15 protein-coding genes are annotated in these 20603 nt (G+C 42.9%); 11 read left to right on the forward strand and 4 right to left on the reverse strand.

All coding sequences use genetic code 11. The features are described 5' to 3' along the window. Window positions 1-5: 5 nt before the first annotated feature. Together BLR37_RS15995 and BLR37_RS16000 are read right to left on the reverse strand one after the other, a co-directional pair. Window positions 6-821, reverse strand: a complete 816-nt coding sequence (locus tag BLR37_RS15995) for a response regulator transcription factor (RefSeq protein ID WP_090770257.1) — start codon at window positions 819-821, stop codon at window positions 6-8. Next, a complete protein-coding gene (locus tag BLR37_RS16000) occupies window positions 806-3976 on the reverse strand; it encodes a ligand-binding sensor domain-containing protein (RefSeq protein ID WP_090770259.1) in 3171 nt (1056 codons plus the stop codon). Before BLR37_RS16000 ends, BLR37_RS15995 begins: the two co-directional genes overlap by 16 nt. Window positions 3977-4133: 157 nt before the next feature. On the opposite strand from BLR37_RS16000, the gene BLR37_RS16005 reads away from it, so the two are divergent. Further along, window positions 4134-5150 (forward strand): glycoside hydrolase family protein, encoded by a 1017-nt coding sequence (locus BLR37_RS16005; RefSeq protein WP_090770682.1) that lies wholly within the window; start codon window positions 4134-4136, stop codon window positions 5148-5150. A gap of 97 nt (window positions 5151-5247) precedes the next feature. Here the strand turns inward: BLR37_RS16005 and BLR37_RS25135 are convergent, their stop codons facing one another. After that, window positions 5248-5619 (reverse strand): hypothetical protein, encoded by a 372-nt coding sequence (locus BLR37_RS25135; protein ID WP_143009590.1) that lies wholly within the window; start codon window positions 5617-5619, stop codon window positions 5248-5250. A gap of 35 nt (window positions 5620-5654) precedes the next feature. Here BLR37_RS25135 and BLR37_RS16015 point away from each other — a divergent pair, with 35 nt between their 5' ends. The 8 genes from BLR37_RS16015 (at window position 5655) to BLR37_RS16050 (ending at window position 17433) form a co-directional block, all read left to right on the forward strand. Further along, a complete protein-coding gene (locus BLR37_RS16015; RefSeq protein ID WP_244154675.1) occupies window positions 5655-8858 on the forward strand; it encodes a SusC/RagA family TonB-linked outer membrane protein in 3204 nt (1067 codons plus the stop codon). A gap of 19 nt (window positions 8859-8877) precedes the next feature. Continuing rightward, window positions 8878-10782 carry a RagB/SusD family nutrient uptake outer membrane protein gene (locus tag BLR37_RS16020; protein WP_090770684.1) on the forward strand — a complete coding sequence of 635 codons (1905 nt, stop codon included), beginning with the start codon at window positions 8878-8880 and terminating at the stop codon, window positions 10780-10782. 12 nt (window positions 10783-10794) lie between these two features. Beyond that, window positions 10795-11505 (forward strand): DUF3823 domain-containing protein, encoded by a 711-nt coding sequence (locus tag BLR37_RS16025; RefSeq protein ID WP_090770265.1) that lies wholly within the window; start codon window positions 10795-10797, stop codon window positions 11503-11505. Window positions 11506-11582: 77 nt separating this feature from the next. Further along, window positions 11583-12560 carry a glycoside hydrolase family 43 protein gene (locus BLR37_RS16030; RefSeq protein ID WP_244154676.1) on the forward strand — a complete coding sequence of 326 codons (978 nt, stop codon included), beginning with the start codon at window positions 11583-11585 and terminating at the stop codon, window positions 12558-12560. 89 nt (window positions 12561-12649) lie between these two features. Continuing rightward, entirely contained in the window at window positions 12650-13696 is a 1047-nt protein-coding gene (locus BLR37_RS16035) for a glycoside hydrolase family 43 protein (RefSeq protein WP_244154677.1), read from the forward strand. Between the two features lie 21 nt (window positions 13697-13717). Then, window positions 13718-14797, forward strand: a complete 1080-nt coding sequence (locus BLR37_RS16040) for a glycoside hydrolase 5 family protein (protein WP_090770269.1) — start codon at window positions 13718-13720, stop codon at window positions 14795-14797. A gap of 68 nt (window positions 14798-14865) precedes the next feature. Further along, window positions 14866-16716, forward strand: a complete 1851-nt coding sequence (locus BLR37_RS16045; protein ID WP_090770271.1) for a glycoside hydrolase family 2 protein — start codon at window positions 14866-14868, stop codon at window positions 16714-16716. A 174-nt stretch (window positions 16717-16890) separates the two neighbouring features. Continuing rightward, the gene (locus BLR37_RS16050; RefSeq protein ID WP_090770273.1) at window positions 16891-17433 is read left to right on the forward strand and encodes a GNAT family N-acetyltransferase; all 543 of its coding nucleotides are present in this window, start codon (window positions 16891-16893) and stop codon (window positions 17431-17433) included. A gap of 54 nt (window positions 17434-17487) precedes the next feature. On the opposite strand, the gene pepE is transcribed toward BLR37_RS16050, so the two are convergent. Beyond that, window positions 17488-18183: a dipeptidase PepE gene (gene pepE, locus BLR37_RS16055; RefSeq protein WP_244154678.1), complete on the reverse strand. Its 696-nt coding sequence runs from the start codon at window positions 18181-18183 to the stop codon at window positions 17488-17490. A 229-nt stretch (window positions 18184-18412) separates the two neighbouring features. On the opposite strand from pepE, the gene BLR37_RS16060 reads away from it, so the two are divergent. After that, window positions 18413-19831: a glycoside hydrolase family 28 protein gene (locus BLR37_RS16060; RefSeq protein ID WP_090770275.1), complete on the forward strand. Its 1419-nt coding sequence runs from the start codon at window positions 18413-18415 to the stop codon at window positions 19829-19831. A 355-nt stretch (window positions 19832-20186) separates the two neighbouring features. Beyond that, window positions 20187-20594, forward strand: coding sequence for a cupin domain-containing protein (locus BLR37_RS16065; protein ID WP_090770277.1), 408 nt, complete (start codon window positions 20187-20189; stop codon window positions 20592-20594). The last annotated feature ends 9 nt before the right edge of the window (window positions 20595-20603 follow it).

Here is a 20603-nt window from a genome sequence, read left to right on the forward strand (position 1 = left end):
CTGGATTAAGATTTCTTTTTCTCGGCCAGTTTACTGTTCAGGTAGTCGGTTGGTGACATGCCAAATTGCTTCGAAAAGTTACGGCCAAAGTGCGATTGCGAACTGTAACCTACCATTTCCGAAATCTCGTATATTTTTAAATTTCCTTCGTTTAAAAGCTCTGCAGCCCTTTTTAGCCGCGCCAGATTAATTAGCTCGTTGGGGCTCAGGTTCGAAATCGATTTAATTTTTCGATACAGGGTAGGCCGGCTCATGTTCATCTTCTCGGCCAGGTGTTCTACATCCAAATCCTGGTTGTGGATGTTCTTATCTATGGTATCCTGCAATTTCTCTAAAAACAGCTCATCGGCCTTTGAGTAGGCAATGCTTTTAATGTGCAGAAGCGGTGAGCTCGAGAAATATTCTTTGATTTTGTTGCGGTTTTTAATCAGGCTCGAAATCTGCACCTGTAAAAACTCGGGCGAGAAAGGTTTTTCTACATAAGCATCAGCGCCAAGTTCTAAACCTTCAATTTTAGATTGCAGCGTGTTTTTAGCCGTAAGCAGGATAACCGGGATGTGGCTAAACTCGAGCGTAGATTTAATTTTAGCACAAAGCTCAAAACCATCCATTTCGGGCATCATTACATCGCTGATAATGAGCTGTACGATTTCGTGTTGTAAAATTTCAAGCGCTTCTATGCCATTGCGTGCCTGTAGCACCTGGTATTTTTCTTCCAGGTCGTCAGAAATGAAATCGAGGATATCTTCGTTATCATCAACCAGCAATACCACCGATTTTTCTGCATCTTTCGAAGCTGGCGCCGTTACAGTTTCTTCCATTTTCCGTTCAGGTTAAATTCAATAAGTTGATGGATGGGGAGCGCCAATACAAATATATTAAAATCAGGGTGATTAAAATCAACATACAGTTCGCCGCTGTGCAGCTGGGCCAACGATTTGGAAATGGATAGCCCAATGCCCGTACCGGCTTTAATTTCAGTTTCTTTAGCCCTGAAAAAGGGTTCGAAAATTTTATCTTTAAGTTCCATGCCAATCCGGTTTCCATCGTTTTTAACCAATACCTTAAACTGATCTTCGCCCTCAGGTTGCTCTAAAACGAGTTCTACCGTAGTTTTACTGTATTTGATAGCATTATCGAGCAGGTTGCTGATAATTTTATAAAAGGCCTCAACGTCAATGTAAGCAAGAAGTGCCTTCTCAGGCAGGTTAATGTGATAATTGATATTTTCCTGCTCCGCTGCGGGCTGAAATTGCAGGAATACGTCTTTCAAAATTTCCTGGATATCGGCCTTTACAAAGTTAAGCGAGAAATCACTGGTTTCTGTTTTCCTGAAATCGAGCAGCTGATTGGTTAATTTTAGCAATCTGTCGGTATTACGGCCCATTATTTTCAAATTCTTTTCAATCGTTGGTACTGCATGTGCCTGTTTAATCAGTTTCTCCATCGGGCCAATAATGAGGGTAAGCGGCGTGCGGATTTCGTGCGCTACATTGGTAAAGAATTCGATCTTGGCCTGGTACACTTCTTTCTGCTTTTCGTGTTCGAAAACTTCCATCCGGCGACTGTTTTTTAGCGCAATTTTAAGGTGGTAACGGCGCACCAGGTAAAAGATAATGGCTGCGGCGCTAATTGCATAAATAAAATAAGCCAGCGGGCTCAGATAAAAAGGTGGCCTGATCCTGATCAGCAATTTTACATTTTTGTTGCTCCATTTGTTGCTGCCCTCTACCATGGCTTTCACCTCAAAAGTATATTTACCCGGAGCCAGTTTGGTAAAGTAAACCTTTCTGTTTGTTTTTAAATATTCCCAGTCTTTATACAGGCCGGTCATTTTATAGGCATACTCGGTCATGGCCGGCGAAAGGTAACTTAATGCGGCGAAATCGATACTAAATGAAGACTGATCATAATTGAGCTCGATGGTATCGGTATATACGATCGATTTGTTTAACACCGAATCGGCACCTTTTACGCCAATTTCGGTACTGTTTACCTGAAAACCGGTTAAAAAAACAGGTGTTTCGTAAGAATTGGTTCTGAAATTAGTAGGGTTGAAGCTTACCAGCCCCTTTACACTGCCAAAAAACAGGCGGCCATCGCTATCCTGAAAGGCCGAATTGTAATTAAACTGATCGGTTAACAGCCCGTTTGCTTTGGTATAGGTTTTACTAAGCCCGGTTACCGGATCGAAATGGATAAGCCCGCGCGTACTGCTAATCCAGAATCGGTGGCTGGCATCTTCGGCAATGCGGAAAAGGTAATTGCTCGGAAAACCATTTTTACTGCCATAGCGCTTAAATTGCTGCGTTTGGGTATCAAATTTACAGAGGCCGCCACCATCGGTGGTAACCCAGATGTTTTTACGGCTATCTTCAAAAACACTGTTAACCGTATTGTGGCTTAAACTCCCGGGATCGGTTGCTTTGTTGCGGTAATTTTTAAACCCGGGCTTGGATAAATTAAAACAGTACACGCCATCGTTAAAACTACCGGCCCAGATATTGCCTTGATGATCTTCGATAACCGAATCGTAAAAAATAAAAGGCAAGTCGGGGATGGGTTCAAAATCATCTTTTTTGCGGTTATAATGGTAAATGCCGTTAATGGTAGCTACTATAATTTCGCCACTGCGTGTGCGGCAAAAGGTAACAATAAAGTTGGTGCGCAGTGCATTGCCCACACCAGCCTGGTAGTGTTTAATTACCTTTTCGCTTTTCAGGTCAAAAAGGTCTAAGCCATGCTCAAAAGTACCCACCCAGAGTTTATCGCCATCTACGAGCAAGCCATGTATGTTGGAATAAGCAATGCTGCCTTTTTTTCCATCGGGCAAAAAATGTGTAAAGGCACCGGTTTGGGCATCGAGTTTATTTAAGCCGGCATCTTCTGTTCCGATCCAGAAATTACCCTTCTTATCTTTGGTAATTTCCCTTACATCGCTTCCACTAATGGAATTGCGGCCTTCCTGGGGGAAATATTTGGTAAAGAAGGAGGTATGGCTCGAATAATAGTTTACGCCACCAAAATAGGAACCCGTCCACACGCCACCCTCTCGATCGGCACAAATGGTATAAATCGCATTATCACTCAGCGAATAATCGTTATTGTACTGCTTGGTAATGTGCGTAATCTGACTGCTTTCATCGTTGTACACGTAAATGCCCGATTCAGTTCCGATCCAGAATTCGTGACTGGCTACCTGTTTAATATCACGTACAAATATGGGTGTTTGATCACTGTTCAGCCTCAGCAGATCTTTCGATTGTAAGGTAAGCGGATTAAACAGTTTAATCCCCTGGTTGGTGGTTCCGATTAAAAGTTCTCCTTTTGTGGTTTCTGCAATTTTGGCTACCCAGCCGTATTCAGGCTTTTTACCTTTCCCGTTAATGTTAAAACTCTGGAAGTTGTTGCGCTCTGGGTTATACTTTTCAACCGTACCTCTGCCTGTGCTGATCCAGATGCTGCCGTTTTTAAGCACCGCTACCGATGAAGCATCGAAAGGGGCATTGGTGGTAAAAGCGGTAGTGGTTTTATTTTTTTTGTTGTAGAGGTAGATTTTAAAGGAGGAAAGCACCCACAAATTACCTTTATTATCGCTCCCCAGATCAATAATGCGCATGCCTTTGGTCGCTTTAACCGAAGTAAAACTTTCTTTTAGCGGATTATATTCATAAACACCATCATTGGTGCCTACCCAAAGGGTTTTATCATCGTGGTGCAGGGCGTAAATCAGGTCGTTACCCAAACTACCCGGCTGGTCGGCATCATGGCGGTAGGTTTTAAAGCTATAACCATCAAAACGGTTCAATCCGTCTTTGGTGCCAAACCACATAAACCCGTTGGCATCTTGTACGCTGCAAAACGCGGTGTTGTTCGATAGGCCGTTCTCTACCTGGTAGCGCCTGAAATAGTAGGGCTGGGCCAGCAAAATCTGGGCGGTAAAGAGGAATAAAAAAAGGATGAAAAGTTTTTTCAATTGGATATTGGTCAGCAAGATCAAATATATTAAAGATCTGCCTGGTTTTAAGCCAAAATTGAATTTGAGCAGATAAGTAGAAAAATTGAGACAGATCGGTTTTGCGCAGTGGGGCAAATGCCATTATTTGCGTTCCGCTAACCAAATCAGTTTCAAATTGAAAAATATTAAAACTTTCGGCTTATTTATCCTGCTCATTTTCTCGCTTGCAGCTAGGGCACAGCAAATGCGTATTGCACCTTCACCGCTATATCGCGATCCGATTTACGATGGCGCCGCCGACCCGGTAATGGTATATAACCATGCCGAAAAAAGCTGGTGGATGCTGTACACCCAGCGCAGGGCCAACGCCCAAACCAGTGATGTTGCCTATTGCTACGGTACCCATATAGGTGTGGCTACCAGCACCGATAACGGCCAGACCTTCGTCTACAAAGGGGCGCTTGATCTGGATTTCGAGCCGGGCTTAAATACCTTTTGGGCGCCCGATGTAATTTACGAAAAAGGTGTGTATCATATGTTCCTGGCTTACATTGAGGGCGTTCGTAACCACTGGGGAGGGAAGGCAAGAATAGCGCATTATACCAGTAAAAACCTGTGGAAATGGCAATATAAGGGTTTCATCTCCCTGAATTCAGAAGAGGTAATTGATCCGACTTTGTTAAAAATGCCTGATGGCAAATGGCATATTTGGTACAAAGACAGCTCGAAAGGCAGTATTACCATGACAGCCGAAAGCAACGATTTGCAGCACTGGACAGCACAAACCGAGCCGGCCATTGGTGGCGCACCACATGAAGGAGCAAAGGCTTTCTTTTTTAACAACTGGTACTGGATGATTACCGATGAGTGGCATGGTCAGCGCGTATACCGCTCAAAAGATGGTAAAAGCTGGGAAAAACAAGGTCTGGTGCTCGATGTACCCGGTCATAGGCCAGAAGATACCCCAACAGGTGCCCATGCCGACGTTCAGGTAATCGGGAATAAGGCTTATATCTTTTATTTTACCCATCCCGGAAGGAAAGTGCATTTCGAAGGCACGCTTGATGCAGATGGTGTATTTTCTTATTCGAACAAACGGACCTCCATACACGTAGCCGAACTCGAGTTTAAAGATGGCACACTGGTTTGCGACCGCGATAAACCATTTGATTTCTATCTGGGGCAACCTTAATAAGGGTGACTTAATTTTTAACCACACCTGCCCAGCCGGTCAGACGGGGATACGCGCAGATAAACGCAGATTAGCATAAATAGCTGTGTCCATATTTTTATCTGTGGTTATTTTTGTTGTTAAATAAAATGATTTGTTGCCACCTATGGAGGGAAGGTTTCATTGCTACAATGATTTGTCGCCACCTATGGAGGGAAGGTTTCATTGCCACAATGATTTGTTGCTGCCCATGGCGGGAAGGTTTCATTGCCACAATGATTTGCTGCTGCCCATGGCAGGAAGCTTTCATTGAAATTAAAGCAAAAGCAAAGATATAGGCGCTGAAATTAAACCTGATTGCATAAGTACAGTAGTTAAAGCATTGTGCTAAATCGATAAAACGAGACAAATTGAAGAAAGATTGATACAAAGTGTTAGCCCACCCGGTGCCTAAAAAGCCAATCTTTGAAATAGATAATTGGGTGTACACACCTTTATCACAAACTAACCAAATTTTAAACCTTTATGAAAAGAAGTCTACTCTCTTCTGGCAGCATGGCCTGCCGCGATTGGTACCTTTTTCAAAAGCTATTTTTGAAATACAAGGTACTCGCAGTTATTTTCGCCTCATTTACCCTGGTTTTACTTTCATTGCAACTCAGCGCGCAGGAGAAAGCTACCGTTACCGGTACGGTAACCGACGAAAAAGGTGAAACCATTATTGGTGCAAGCATAAAAGTTAAAGGAACTAGTACTGGGGTAACCACTGGTAGCGATGGAAAATTTAAAATTCAGGTAGCGGATAAAAACGCCACGCTGATTTTTATTTACATAGGTTATATTAACCAGGAAGTTGCGCTTGCAGGTCGTTCGCAGGTTAATGTTAAACTCAAACCCGCTGATAATGATCTTTCGGAAGTGGTAGTGGTGGGTTATAACACACAAAAGAAAGAAGCCATTACCGGTGCTATCTCGTCTATCAGTAGTAAAGATTTAGAAAAAGTACATGGCGGCTCTACCGTAAGTACAGGTCTTGCAGGTAAATTGCCCGGGGTATCTTTCCGGATGCCGGATGGAAGACCAGGTGCATCGGCCAATATTCAGATCCGTAATATGGGTAACCCTTTGTATGTAATTGATGGAATTCAGCAGGATGCAGGCCAGTTCAATAACATTTCGCCAAACGATATCGAATCAATCAGTGTGTTAAAAGACGCATCAGCCGCTATTTATGGTAGCCGTGCAGCCAACGGGGTAATTTTAGTAACTACCAAAAGAGGTAAAAACGATACCCGCAATACTTTTAGTGTTGATGCCTACACCGGATGGCAAAACTGGGTGCGTTTTCCGGAAACTACCGACGCTTACCAATGGATGCTGGGCAAGGCAACTGCCGAAATGAACCAGAACGGTTCAACCAATATTACCCAGGCTGAGCTTGATAAATGGAAAGCCGGTACCGAGTATGGTTACCAAAGCCAGAACTGGAAAGATATTATCATTGCACCCAATGCACCACAAACTTCGGTTAACTTAAGCGCATCTGGCGGAAGTGATAAAGTAAACTATTACTTTTCAGCTACCCGTTTAGATCAGAAAGGCGTGTACGGAACTGCACGCGAGTTCGAATTTAACCGTACCAATATCCAGAGCAATATCGAAGCTAAAATTACCAACCGCTTTAAGGTAGGGATGCTAATTAACGGCCGTATTGAAAGTCGCGACCAGCCCGGCGTACCCGGTGGAGATGATTACTGGGCTGCACGCTTTGCACTTTTGCGCAACCGCCCAACCGAGCAAGCCTATGCCAATGGTAACCCGAACTACCCGAACGATATTGGCCACAATACCGAACAGTTTGCCGTACAAAGCAAAGCCTTAAGCGGTTACTGGAAATCAGACTGGCGCGTATTGCAAACCAATTTATCGGCCACTTACGATACCCCGATAAAAGGGCTGGAAATAAAAGGTTTATACTCTTATTATATTGCCGATAATATTATTAACGGGCACGAGTACACCTACAATGTATATACTTATCACCCTGAAACTGGTGTTTATGAAGAGAAGGTGGGCAGCTCAAACCCTTACCGCGAGCGCAGGAACGAGAAAATTTACACCAATACTTACCAGCTTCAGGCCAACTATAACCGCACTTTTGGCAAGCATACCGTTGGAGGCGTGTTGGTGGCCGAACGTTTAGACCGTTTCAGAACCTACACCTTCCAGCATGCGGTACCACAAACCAATATTTTGCCCGTATTGCAGTTTGCCGATATGGACGGACAGGATTTTGCCGACATACAGGAAGAACAAGCCCGTATTGGTTATGTAGCCAGGTTAAATTACAATTACGACAACAAATACTACCTGGAGCTTTCGGGCCGCAGGGATGCTTCATGGAAATTTGCACCAGACAGACGGGTAGGTTATTTCCCTTCAGCATCAATTGGTTGGAGAATTACACAAGAGCAGTTTATGAAATCGCTTCTGGGTGAAAGCAATGTGCTTACCGATCTGAAACTCCGCGCTTCTTATGGAGTACTCGGTGATGATGATCTGGGTATCGATCCTTTTGCTTACATCCCGGGTTATAACTACAATCAGGGTACAGCAATCCTCGATGGAAAAACCATCACAACTTCAAGAGATAAAGGTCCGATTATTAACAACCTGACCTGGTTTAAGAGTAAAATAACCGATATCGGTTTAGACTTTACCCTTTTCGGAGGTAAGCTATCCGGAACAGCCGATTACTTTTACAGAAAACGTACCGGCTTAATGGCGGTTAAAAATGATGTGTTGGTGCCTATTGAACTGGGCTATCCCTTGGCTCAGGAGAATTTAGAAAGCGATGCACAATATGGAGGTGAGTTTTCTTTAAACTACCGCGATAAAATTGGCGAGTTTAATTACAATGTGGGCGGTAACTTCTCTATCAGCAGAAGAAAATTCTTAGAACAATATAAACCACGTTACGGAAACTCGTGGGATAATTACAGAAATAACAGTACCGACCGCTTTACCAATATTTTCTGGGGATACGAAGTAACCGGACAGTTCCAGAGTTTTGATGAGATCAATAACTACAAAGTGAATATCGATGGAAAAGGAAACCGTTCGTTATTGCCTGGCGATTTAATTTATAAAGATCAGAATGGCGATGGCATTATCGATGGACTTGACGAAAGGCCAATCGGATATACCACTACCGGCCAGCCAAACATTGGTTTTGGTTTTACACTGGGTGGTTCTTACAAAAACTTCGATTTTACAGCCGATTTTTCAGGCGGTGCTATGTATTCTTGGAACCAGAACTGGGAACAGCGCTGGGCATTCCAAAACGGCGGCGCTTTATTGCAAAACTTTGCTGACGACAGCTGGCACCGTACCGATCCGTTTAACCTGAACAGCCCCTGGGTAGCACGAAAATATCCGGCACTTCGTTTTAACGATCGCGATCACAGTAACAATAACCGCAACTCTACTTTCTGGCTGCACAATGTACGCTATTTAAGGGTGCGTACACTCGAACTGGGTTATACCCTGCCAAAAAGATGGGCCGAAAAAATCAAGATCCAGAATGCACGGGTATATGTAAACGGATATAATCTTTTCTCTTTCGATAACCTGAAAGATTATGGCGTAGACCCGGAAATTGCTGATGATAATGGATTGCAATACCCACAAAACAAGTTTTTTAATATCGGTATTAAATTAACGTTGTAACATGAAAAAGACTAGTCAGATGAAAAAATATATATACGCATTTGTGGCCATAGCCTATTTAAGCTTTGGGCAGTCGTGCAAAAAAGATTCAGAATTTTTAGATAAGCAACCCACCAGTACCTTACCGATTGACGCGGTTTGGAAAGATCCCAACCTGGTACTTACCGTGGTGGGCGATTTATACGATCGTTATCCTGATTTTCAACGCATAGAGTCGTGGTGGCTCTTTGCCGATTTCGACGAAGGTTTTGCCTCGGCAGGGGGCGATTATTTCCGTCACCAGAATTTAGAATATGGTTACGATGCCTGGAGATACTGGGATATGGGCGTTTATGGTTACATCCGGGATCTGAACATGTTTATTAAGCGTGGACAGGAATCTACAGCTTTGAAACCCGCAGACCGCGACCGTTTCATGGCCGAAGCACGCTTTATCAGGGCAGGGGTATATTTCGAAATGGTAAAACGCATGGGCGGTGTACCCTTGATCACCGTACCTTTAGATTACGATTATAGCGGCGATCCCAGCTATCTGCAATACCCGAGAGCAAAAGAAGCCGAAATTTATGATTTTGTAATTGCCGAACTGGAAGCTGTTAAAACCATACTGCCTGATGATGCAACCGTAAAAAGCAGGGCAACCAAAGCTGCCGCTCTCGCAATGGAGGCCAGAGCAGCACTTTATGCAGGCTCTATTGCCAAATATAGCAACTCTCAGTTAAGTTTGCCAGGTGGCGAAGTGGGTATTTCTTCAACATTAGCTAATGGTTATTTTACCAAAGCATTAAACGCAGCCAAACAGATTATTGATGGCGGTAAATATTCGCTTTACCAAAAGAATCCGAACCTTTCTGATAATTTTGCTGCGCTATTTACCGATAAAGGCAGCAACCCTGAGGTCATATTTGTAAAGGATTTCAAATTGAAAACCAACAAAGTGCATGGCTTTACCATCGATAACCAGCCCCGTTCATCGGCAGAAGAAGCGCAGGGTGGCAGGTTAAACCCATCGTTAAACCTGGTGCAGTCTTTCGAAAAACTCGATAATACCTATGCTTCACTCGCTTCGGTTGATGCAGGCGGAAATCCGGTTTACTATACCAATATTACCGATATTTTTGCAGGTCGCGATGCCCGTTTAGCCGGTACCGTAATTCTTCCGGGAACACAGTTTAAAGGTAAAACCGTTGATATCTGGGCAGGTTACCAGTTAGCCAACGGCACCATTATCACCGGCGATAATTTTGGGCAGACTAAGGATAAAGTTTTGCCTGATAATCCGGCATCGGTACAGGTGGTTGGAAAAGACGGACCTGTTGATGGTTTGGAATTCAGCGCCCAATCTGGTTTTTATATCCGTAAATATTTAGATCCCGCAACGGGATCGGGTCAAATTGGTACCCGTAGCGATGTTTGGTGGATTCGTTACCGCTATGCAGAAGTATTATTAAATGCAGCCGAAGCCGCTTTCGAATTGGGCGATTTTGCAGCAGCAGCTGGCTATATAAAACCCGTAAGAGATCGCGCTGGCTTAACTACAGCTTTAACCCCTGCAGAGATTACTTTCGACAGGATTGTTCACGAACGTAAAGTAGAATTTGCTTTTGAAGGGCAGCAGCTTTGGGATATGAAACGCTGGCGACTGGCCGATAAAGTATGGAACGGCAGTAATATGTCGGCAGCCGATTTTATTAATGCCACCAATATTGGTAGTGCAACCCGTACCAGTACCCAGGTATTTGGTATATGGCCTTATAAATATTACAACCCAGGCAACGCCAATCATTTAAAGTATGTTTTTAAAGTAATTAAACCCAGCCGCGTTACTGCAGCGCACCGTTTCCGCATTGGCAACTATTATTCTTCAATAGGCCAGGATGTATTAAACGGCAATCCAAAAATTATCAGAAACCCTAATCAATAATCAAATAGAGCGATGAAAAATAGATTTTATTTTATAATTGGGGCCATTATAGCCGTATTATTTTCTGCTTGTAAAAAAGATAATTACGATGCACCCCAGGCCGATTTTACAGGTAGAATTGTATATAAAGGCGAGCCCATAGGTGTGCAATACGGGCAGGTGAATTTCGAACTCTGGCAATCGGGTTTTGGTAACTATTCGGCACTAAACGTAAATGTAAACCAGGAAGGAAGTTTTTCTGCCAAACTATTTGATGGTAACTACAAACTGGTTTTCTCGGTTAACCAGGGACCATTTTTGTGGAAAAAGAATGCAGCTGGCAAACAAGATACCCTTGCAGTGAACATTAGTGGGAGTAAGACTATGGATATTGAAGTAACACCCTATTATATGATTCGCGGCGCTACCTTAACAGCCGCTTCTGGTAAAGTAAATGGCTTCTGCAAGCTCGAGAAAATTATTACCGATGCCAATGCAAAAAATGTAGAAAGTGTATCGCTTTACATCAATAAAACACAGTTTGTAGATGGGGGCAATAATTTTGGTGGAGCGGCAGTGCAAACCCTTTCAGGTGCTGCAATTGCCGATTTGAACAACCTTAACCTTTCGGTAACCATTCCGGCTATTACCCCGGCGCAAAATTATGTTTTTGCCCGTATAGGTGTAAAAATTGCAGGAGTAGATGATATGATTTTCACACCGGTAGCCAAAATTACCTATTAATAACAATCAGCAGGCATACGGATTTAAATCCTATGCCTGCCTTTATTCATTATCTTAGTTAAACCAATTTAATCATTTTGAGATACCGCTCTATATTTTTCCTGTTGTGCCTGTTTGCGTGGGTGCAGCTGGTTCGCGCGCAGCAAAAAACGGTGGATGCGAAACCCATTTACCTGGCCGATCCAACCATCTTTTTCGATGAAGGAAATTATTACCTCTATGGTACCAGTGGCGATCAGGGTTTTCTCGTGTATCGCTCTGCTGACCTTAAAAACTGGATTGGCCCTGCCGGGATCAAAAATGGCTATGCCTTAAAAAAAGGTGATGCCTTTGGTACAAAAGGTTTTTGGGCTCCACAGGTTTTTAAACGCGGGCAAACCTATTACATGGCCTACACTGCCGATGAGCAGATCGCCATTGCCCAAAGCAACAGTCCTTTAGGACCTTTTAAACAGGAAAAATTAAAAGAGATATCGGGTAATGGTAAACAAATCGACCCCTTTTTATTTACCGATAGCGATGGTAAAAATTATCTGTACCATGTGCGCTTAGATCGTGGTAACCGCATTTTCGTAGCTGAAATGAAAGCCGATTTTTCTGATATTATACCCGGCACTTTAAAAGAATGCATTTCGGGTACCGACAATTGGGAAAATACAGCCAAGACTGACTGGCCGGTTACTGAAGGACCAACAGTAATGAAAAAGAATAAGCTTTATTACCTGTTTTACTCGGCAAACGACTTTAGAAATCCCGATTATGCGGTGGGTTATGCCACTTCAAAATCGCCCTTTGGCCCCTGGACCAAGTACAGCGGAAATCCGATCATCAGCAAGGCTAATATTAAACAAAACGGCACCGGGCATGGCGATTTTCTGGTCGATGCCAATGGTCAGTTGCAATATGTGTTCCATGTGCATTATTCCGATCAGAAAGTATCACCCCGCGCAACAGTAATTGTAGCAGGTAAATTTGTAAAAGAGAAAGATGGAAAGATGGTAATGCAGATTGATCCGAAAACTTTCAGGACATTAACAGTACAAAACGGGCAGTAAAATGATCGGTTTTGTAGAAAAATTGAAACGATAAGGGGCGTCCGGGAAAAAGAAAATTGCTTTTTTAGCGCTGGAGAATTAACCGGAAAATGCCTAACCAAATAAATGGTATGATTAAAAAATATTACTTAGTTTTTGCAGGTCTGCTACTCGCTTTGGCTACCCAGGCACAAAATTTTTCCAACCCCTTGTTGCCTTCCGGAGCAGATCCTTATAATTTTTATAAAGATGGCTATTACTACTATACCCATACCACAGGCAACCGCATCGATTTGTGGAAAAGCAAAAGCATTGATGGCTTAAAGGATGCCGAACGGAAAACCATTTGGAAAGCACCTGCCGGCACCACCTATAGCAAAGAAATATGGGCACCCGAAGTGATGTTTTTAAGAGGGAAATGGTATGCCTATTTTGCTGCCGATGATGGTAAAAACGATAATCACCGCATGTATGTGCTGGAAAATGCTTCGGCCGATCCCATGCAGGGCGAATGGGTTTTTAAAGGTAAAATAGCCGATAAAACAGATAAATGGGCGATAGATGGCGATGTGATTGATTTTAAAGGTCAGTTATACATGATTTGGTCTGGGTGGGAAGGTGATACCAATGGCAGGCAGGAAATTTTCATAGCCAAACTGAAAAATCCATGGACAATAGATGGGCCACGCGTTAAAATATCTTCTCCAAAGTTTAGCTGGGAAAAGAACGGCGATTTAGGAGGAGGCGAACATGTGGATGTGAATGAAGGCCCCCAATTTTTACCTCATGGTGATAAACTGTTTATCATTTACTCGGCCAGTGGATGCTGGACGGATTTTTATGCATTAGGCATGCTTACCGCATCGGCCAAAAGCAATTTACTCGATCCTGCTTCCTGGAAAAAATCAGAAAAACCCGTATTTGAGCGTTCAATCGAAAATGGTGTATATGCCCCCGGTCATAACTCTTTTTTCAAATCGCCCGATGGTAAACAAGACTGGATTTTGTACCATGCTAACGATAAACCAGGGCAGGGCTGTGGTGGTTTCCGTTCGCCAAGGGCACAGCAATTTACCTGGAATAAAGATGGAACACCAAATTTTGGCATTCCTTTGAAAACAGGTACACCGCTGGCAGCTCCCTCAGTTAAAAAGTAAAAATAATCAGATAAAATACCAATGAACTTAAAAAACTATCTTCTTCCCTTTGCTTTTGCGCTTTGTTTAAGCACAGGCTATGCGCAGAAAAACAAAAAAGCTACTGAACCTGCAAAAGTGTGGTCGGTAGAGAAAGCCAATGCCTGGTATAAAGAGCATAAATGGTTTACCGGCGCGAATTACATTCCGGCCAATGCCATTAATCAGTTAGAAATGTGGCAGGCAGATACCTTTTCGCCCCAGGTAATTGATAAAGAACTGGGATGGGCCGAAAGCATTGGCTTTAATACGCTGCGCGTATTTTTATACAGCAAAGCCTGGAGCCAGGATCCTGAAGGTTTTAAAAAACGCATGGATCAGTTTTTAACCATCACCCAAAAACACGGCATTCAACCCATGTTCGTATTTTTTGATGATTGCTGGAACAAAACTTCTGCCATAGGTAAACAACCTGAACCAAAAACAGGTATTCACAATTCTGGCTGGTTGCAGGATCCGGGCGATCCGGCTTTTAAAGAAGAAGCCAATTTCCCCGAGCTGGAAAAATATGTGAAAGATGTATTGACCCATTTTGCGCATGATAAACGCATTTTGCTATGGGATTTATACAACGAACCTGGCAATAGCGGCAAACTGGAAGCAACCATTCCATTGTTAACCAAAACCATTAGCTGGGCACGCGAAGTAAACCCCGATCAGCCGATCAGTATCGGGCTTTGGAGCTGGGGTTTCGAAAAACTGAATGAAATACAATTGGCCAATTCAGACATTGTTACTTACCATAACTACGAGGCGCCAGACTGGCACCAGCGGACTATCGATCTGTTAAAAGCAAGCGGCCGCCCTTTGATCTGTACCGAATATATGGCACGCCCGCGCAACAGCCGTTTTGCTAACATTTTACCCATGTTAAAAGCAGAAAACGTTGGCGCCATTAACTGGGGTTTTGCCGCAGGTAAAACCAATACCAAATATGCCTGGGATACCCCACTTGCTGATGGTTCTGATCCTATTGAGTGGTTTCACGAAATTTTTCAGCCAGATGGCACACCTTACCGTTTGGACGAAGTAAACCTGATTAAAAAATTAAACAACAAATAAGCAGATCATACAGGGCTGAGAATCCATATTGTTTTGAACTGTTATAAACACACCAATTGAAACCAAAAATGAAAAAAACGTCTATTTTATTTGCGCTACTGGGGCTTTCGCTGTCCCTTTCTGCACAGCAGGGCAGCAAAACATGGTCGGCGGTGAAGGGGAAAATATCATCACCCTGGGCCGATGAAGTTAATCCTGCTGCTGTTCTTCCCGAATATCCGCGTCCGCAGTTTGAGCGTAGTGGAAACTGGAAAAACCTGAACGGCTTATGGGATTATGCCATTGCCGAAAAATCGCAGCGTCCGGCCATTAATCAGGGCAAAATTCTGGTTCCCTTTGCTGTAGAAGCTTCGCTTTCGGGTGTAGGCAAAACTGTTGGTAAAGATAGCCTGCTTTGGTACAAAACATCTTTTACCATCCCTTCAAACATGAAAGGAAAGGATATTTTGTTGCATTTTGGCGCGGTTGACTGGCGTGCAACGGTAAGCATTAATGGTAAAGAGGTAGGTAAACACGAGGGTGGTTTTGATCCCTTTAGTTTTAATATTACCCCTTTCTTAAACAAAAGTGGTAACCAAACCCTTACTGTTGAAGTTTGGGACCCGACTGATGAAGGGCCACAGCCAAGAGGAAAACAGGTGAAAAGACCTGAAGGAATCTGGTATACCCCGGTTACCGGTATCTGGCAAACGGTATGGCTAGAGGCAGTAAACAAAGTACACATCGACCATATCAAAATTACACCTGATCTCGATCAGCAATCTGTTGAGGTTAGTTCGTTCGTTGAAAATGCAAATGCCGGCGATCAGGTAAAAATTTCGGCCTGGGATGGCAGCAATAAAGTAGCTGAGCAAACTACCGATGCTAAAGGTACTGTGCGTTTAAAGATTGAGAATCCTAAATTATGGAGTCCCGATAGTCCGTTTTTATACGATTTGAAAATCGAACTGCTTTCCAAAAATAAAAAAGTAGATGAGGCTAAAAGTTACTTTGCCATGCGTAAAATTTCGATGGGTAAAGATGCCAACGGGATTGAGCGAATGCTCTTAAATAATGCTTTTCTGTTCCAATACGGTCCATTAGACCAGGGCTGGTGGCCTGATGGTTTGTACACCGCACCAACCGATAAAGCCTTGAAATTTGATGTAGATAAAACCAAAGAAATGGGTTTTAACATGATCAGAAAACACATTAAGGTAGAGCCTGCACGTTGGTACTATTACTGCGATAAAGCAGGTATGCTGGTTTGGCAGGATATGCCTAGTGGCGATTTAGGCAATAGGTGGGAAAACCGTCCGGGGGTATTGGATCATCAAACCGAGCAAAAAAGAAGTCCTGAATCGGAAAGTTACTACAAAACAGAGTGGAATGCCATTATGGAGAAGCTGCATAATGTGCCTTCAATTGTAGTGTGGACACCATTCAATGAAGCCTGGGGGCAGTTTAAAACGGTAGAAATTGCCAAATGGACAAAAGAAAAAGACCCTTCGCGTTTGGTAAATACCGCCAGTGGAGGTAACTTTTTTCCCGTTGGCGATATCATCGATTTGCACAATTATCCTCATCCGGCTATGCCTAGTCCCGATTATTTTGGAAAGGATTACGTGCTGGTATTGGGCGAGTTTGGTGGTTTAGGTTTGCCTGTTGATGGCCATGTTTGGCAGCAAAAAAATAACTGGGGCTACCAGAGCTTTAAAAACAAAGCCGACTTGTTTAAAAAGTATTCGGAGTTTGTTGGCCGTTTGGGCGAACTGATCAAAGTGGGTTTATCGGCCGGGGTTTATACACAAACTACCGACGTAGAAGTAGAAACAAATGGCTTTATGACTTACGACCGTAAGGTGGTTAAGTTTCCGGAAGCTGAGATGAAACAAATTCATCAAAAACTCTATCAGATACCGGTTGAAGTAAAAAAATAGTATCTTTTTGTTTTAGCAATAAGCCAATGCCTGCAAAGGTGTTGGCTTTTTTTATAGTCATTGTCCCCGGTCTGTGTTTTCACAGACCGGCCTGGTGTGAGTTACCACGTTGTTGGTTTAGATTTTTTTGTTCTGGTATTATTGATAACTTTAAATTCAGCTTAGCCCTATCTTATGAGACCATTTGACTTTTCAACCTTCCCGATATTAAAAACAGGCAGATTTACCTTGCGAAGGCTCGTATTAACAGATGCCGCTGTAATCTATGAACTCCGCTCGGATGAAAAAGTAGCCGTGCTAACTGGAAAAGAACCCTATCGGAGTATGGATGAAGCCGTTGCCTATATCAACAAAATCGATAACCTGATTAATAACAACCAAGCTATCTATTGGGTTATCGCTGAGCACGAGACTGCGCCTATGATTGGGGCCGTTTGCCTTTGGGATTTCAGAAACGAAAATAAAACTATCGAAATGGGTTACGAACTCCTTCCTGAGTTTCAGGGTAAAGGGATTATGATCGAGACTGTTCCGCATGCGATTAAATATGCCTTTGAGGTAATGGAGGTAGAAACAATCATCGCCTGTCCGTCAAGTGATAATCCGCCTTCTGTAAAACTGCTCGAGAGGTTAGGTTTTAAACTCGCTTCTCAGGAATATGAAAATACGCATGAGGACGTGCCGGGTATGCTCACGTACACATTTTCTAAAGCATAATCCTGATCGGAATAATTGGCTCGTGCAGACACGAACCAATGCGATGGTGGATGATTACAACAAACTTCCTTCAGGCAGTTCGTAAGGTGCTTTGCCTGGTTCAAAAATGCGGGTAAGTTGCGTGCCTTCAACAGTGATTTGATCACCTTTTCTTCTGATCCAGTTTCCTTCCCTAAGTCCAACCACTTTGATATTGTTTTGGGTTAAAAACTCTTTAATCCGGGTTTCCCTGGTTTCACCATTGTGCTTAAGTGTTGGGTCTGGGTCTAAGTAATGCGGATTGAGGTTGAAAGGAACCAGCCCCATACATTCAAATGATGTTGGATAAACAATCGGCATATCGTTGGTGGTTTTCATGTTCAACCCACCGATGTTACTTCCTGCACTGCAACCCAGATAGGCTTTGCCACTTTCTACATTTGACTTTAAAACCTGCATCAGCCCCTTTTCATGTAAGGTTTTTACCAGCAGAAAGGTATTGCCTCCTCCGGTGAAAAATCCTTTAGCTGAATGAATTGCCGCTGGCTGATCTTCAAATTCATGTAATCCACGTACTTTGATACCGAGAGTTGCAAAAAAATCGCGGGCTTTTTGGGTATATTCTTCATGGGAAATACCACCCGGACGGGCAAAGGGGATAAATATGATTTCATCAATTCCCTGGTAAAGGTCAAGAATTTCTGTTTTTAAATAAGCCAGGTATTCGCCTCCGAAGAGGGTAGAAGTTGAAGCAAGGATAATGTTCATCATAATTGTTTACACAAGTTAGGGATAGTTAAGTTAGCTAATTGATATTCAAAAGTAAACATTGATCGTATACACACAAAAATAACATAGACAAAATAAACTGGCCAAAGCATTATGCCTTACAGGATGCAACAGGATAGTTTCATCGCTCATATTCTATATCTTAACCGCAAATAAGCAGCCCGGATTTACATATAGGCTGTATGGTTAACCAAATGTATACACCCGATTTATGAGAAGCAGATCTGTTTTAATGCTTATAGCTTTTATATTTTTTACAACTGCAGTTTCAGCACAGTTTAAAACGCCCGAATGGGTGAGTAAGGCTGGTGCCCGAAAATTCAGTTTTAAGCAAAAAAACTATCAGGCTAACCAATATGGAGCAATAAATGATGGTAAAACCTTAGCTACTAAAGCCATTCAACAGGCTATTGATGATTGTGCCGCAAAAGGCGGAGGCACCGTTTCTTTTCTGCCAGGCAAGTATTTAACAGGTTCTTTATTTATTAAAACCGGTGTAAATTTCGAAGTGGGCAAAGGTGTGGAGTTATTGGGGAGCCAGGACATAAAAGATTACCCTGAAATTGATACACGTGTGGCCGGCATCGAAATGAAATGGCCTGCAGCGCTGATCAATATCCTGAAGCAGAACAAAGCAGCTATTTCGGGTTCAGGGTTGATTAATGCCCAGGGCAAACCTTTTTGGGATTATTACTGGAACCTCAGAAAAGATTACGACGCCAAAGGCCTGCGCTGGATTGTTGATTATGATGCCAAACGCCCGCGGACAGTATTGATCGAATCGGCTAACGACGTGGTGGTAAAAGATGTGAATTTACAGCAGGCAGGCTTCTGGACTGTTCAGATTTTATATTCGAGCCATGTAACCATTGATAAAATTACCATCCGCAACAATGTAGATGGCCATGGCCCTAGTACTGATGGCATTGATGTAGATTCATCGCTCTGGACTTTAATCCAAAACTGCGATATCGACTGTAACGATGATAATTTTTGCCTCAAAGCTGGTCGCGACTGGGATGGCCTGCGCGTAAACCGGCCAACTGAATATGTGGTAATCCGCAATTGCATTGCGCGTAAAGGTGCAGGTTTACTGACTTTAGGCAGCGAAACTTCGGGCAGTATCCGCCACGTTTGGGCTACTGATTTGGTAGGGTATGGTACCGGAAATGCTTTAAACATTAAATCTGCCAAAACCAGGGGTGGTACCGTAGAAGATGTTTATTTCGGTAATATTACGATGGAAGGGGGAGGTAATGTAATTCAGGTTAACCCCAACTGGAACCCGGCTTACAGTTATTCTACTTTGCCCGCTGGCTACAATCCTGATTCGATCCCTGTACATTGGACCAAGTTACTCACACATGTTGAACCAGCAAGCAAAGGCATACCCCAAATACGCAATATTAATGTTTTCAACGTGAAGGCAAAAGACGTTAAAAAAGCCATCAATGCCACTGGTTTCAGCGAAACGATTTTAAAAAATTTCAACTTTAAAAATTTAGATATTGCTACGGCTACAGCTGGGAATATCGAATTTGCCGAAAACTGGACATTCGACCAGGTGAAGATTGCGGCTGGCGATGGAAGCACTTTAAAAGTAACAGATGCAACGAACGTAAAGCCTTAATGCAGCATAGGTTGTGTTTTGAAAAAATAGGGCAATAAAAAAAGGTACAACACTCGCTGTCGTACCTTTTTATCTAAATTAACGCTCTCAATCTATGATTGATGCAGGGCTCTCACCCCCTGCGGTGTCAAAGGTATTATAATTTTTTGTTTTTTCACAAAATCTGAATTTAATTAACAAATTATTTTCTCAACACCCGCTAAACTCCGGTTGAACTTGAGGGCTAAATATGTCTGGTTCAGCAGGCTATTTGCCAAACTGGGTCCTAAACAAATTCATCCACATCAATAGCATGGCTACCTTTAAATCATAATCGGGCGGCAAATTACATTGTCTCCCTACAGAATTTAAAACCATGAAAAAATATCAAAAAATTATTTTTAGCAGCGCTTTGGCTTTCGCATTAACAGCTTTTATAGCACTTGCAACTTTTGCCCAGCAAACAGGCATTACCAGAACCAACCATCAAAGGCACGACATTAGCGTACCAGGTTACGAAACTATACAGGCAAGTATAGCCTTTGAGCCCGGCGTTCACTTTGGCATGCATTCACATCCGGGCGAAGAGGTAATTTATGTGCTCAAAGGTACATTTGAGTATCAGATTGATGGCGAAAAACCGGTGAGGCTTAAAGCTGGTGATGTACTTTTTATCCCCGCAGGGAAAAATCATCAGGCCAAAAATGTAGGCAAGAATAAGGCTGTTGAGCTGGCTACCTATATTGTAGAAAAAGGAAAAACACTGGTGGTAATGAAACCTTAAAACTGGCGT

It is taken from the genome of Pedobacter soli (assembly GCF_900101435.1).
GTDB lineage: Bacteria > Bacteroidota > Bacteroidia > Sphingobacteriales > Sphingobacteriaceae > Pedobacter > Pedobacter soli.

What these genes read in the sequence shown, in the direction of transcription:
- BLR37_RS16065 (WP_090770277.1), top strand. Translation starts at nt 20,187, where the DNA reads ATGAAAAAATATCAAAAAATTATTTTTAGCAGCGCTTTGGCTTTCGCA.
- BLR37_RS16015 (WP_244154675.1), top strand. Translation starts at nt 5,655, where the DNA reads ATGAAAAGAAGTCTACTCTCTTCTGGCAGCATGGCCTGCCGCGATTGG.
- BLR37_RS16020 (WP_090770684.1), top strand. Translation starts at nt 8,878, where the DNA reads ATGAAAAAATATATATACGCATTTGTGGCCATAGCCTATTTAAGCTTT.
- BLR37_RS16035 (WP_244154677.1), top strand. Translation starts at nt 12,650, where the DNA reads ATGCCTAACCAAATAAATGGTATGATTAAAAAATATTACTTAGTTTTT.
- pepE (WP_244154678.1), bottom strand. Translation starts at nt 18,183, where the DNA reads ATGATGAACATTATCCTTGCTTCAACTTCTACCCTCTTCGGAGGCGAA.
- BLR37_RS15995 (WP_090770257.1), bottom strand. Translation starts at nt 821, where the DNA reads ATGGAAGAAACTGTAACGGCGCCAGCTTCGAAAGATGCAGAAAAATCG.
- BLR37_RS16025 (WP_090770265.1), top strand. Translation starts at nt 10,795, where the DNA reads ATGAAAAATAGATTTTATTTTATAATTGGGGCCATTATAGCCGTATTA.
- BLR37_RS16060 (WP_090770275.1), top strand. Translation starts at nt 18,413, where the DNA reads ATGAGAAGCAGATCTGTTTTAATGCTTATAGCTTTTATATTTTTTACA.
- BLR37_RS16040 (WP_090770269.1), top strand. Translation starts at nt 13,718, where the DNA reads ATGAACTTAAAAAACTATCTTCTTCCCTTTGCTTTTGCGCTTTGTTTA.
- BLR37_RS16045 (WP_090770271.1), top strand. Translation starts at nt 14,866, where the DNA reads ATGAAAAAAACGTCTATTTTATTTGCGCTACTGGGGCTTTCGCTGTCC.
- BLR37_RS16050 (WP_090770273.1), top strand. Translation starts at nt 16,891, where the DNA reads ATGAGACCATTTGACTTTTCAACCTTCCCGATATTAAAAACAGGCAGA.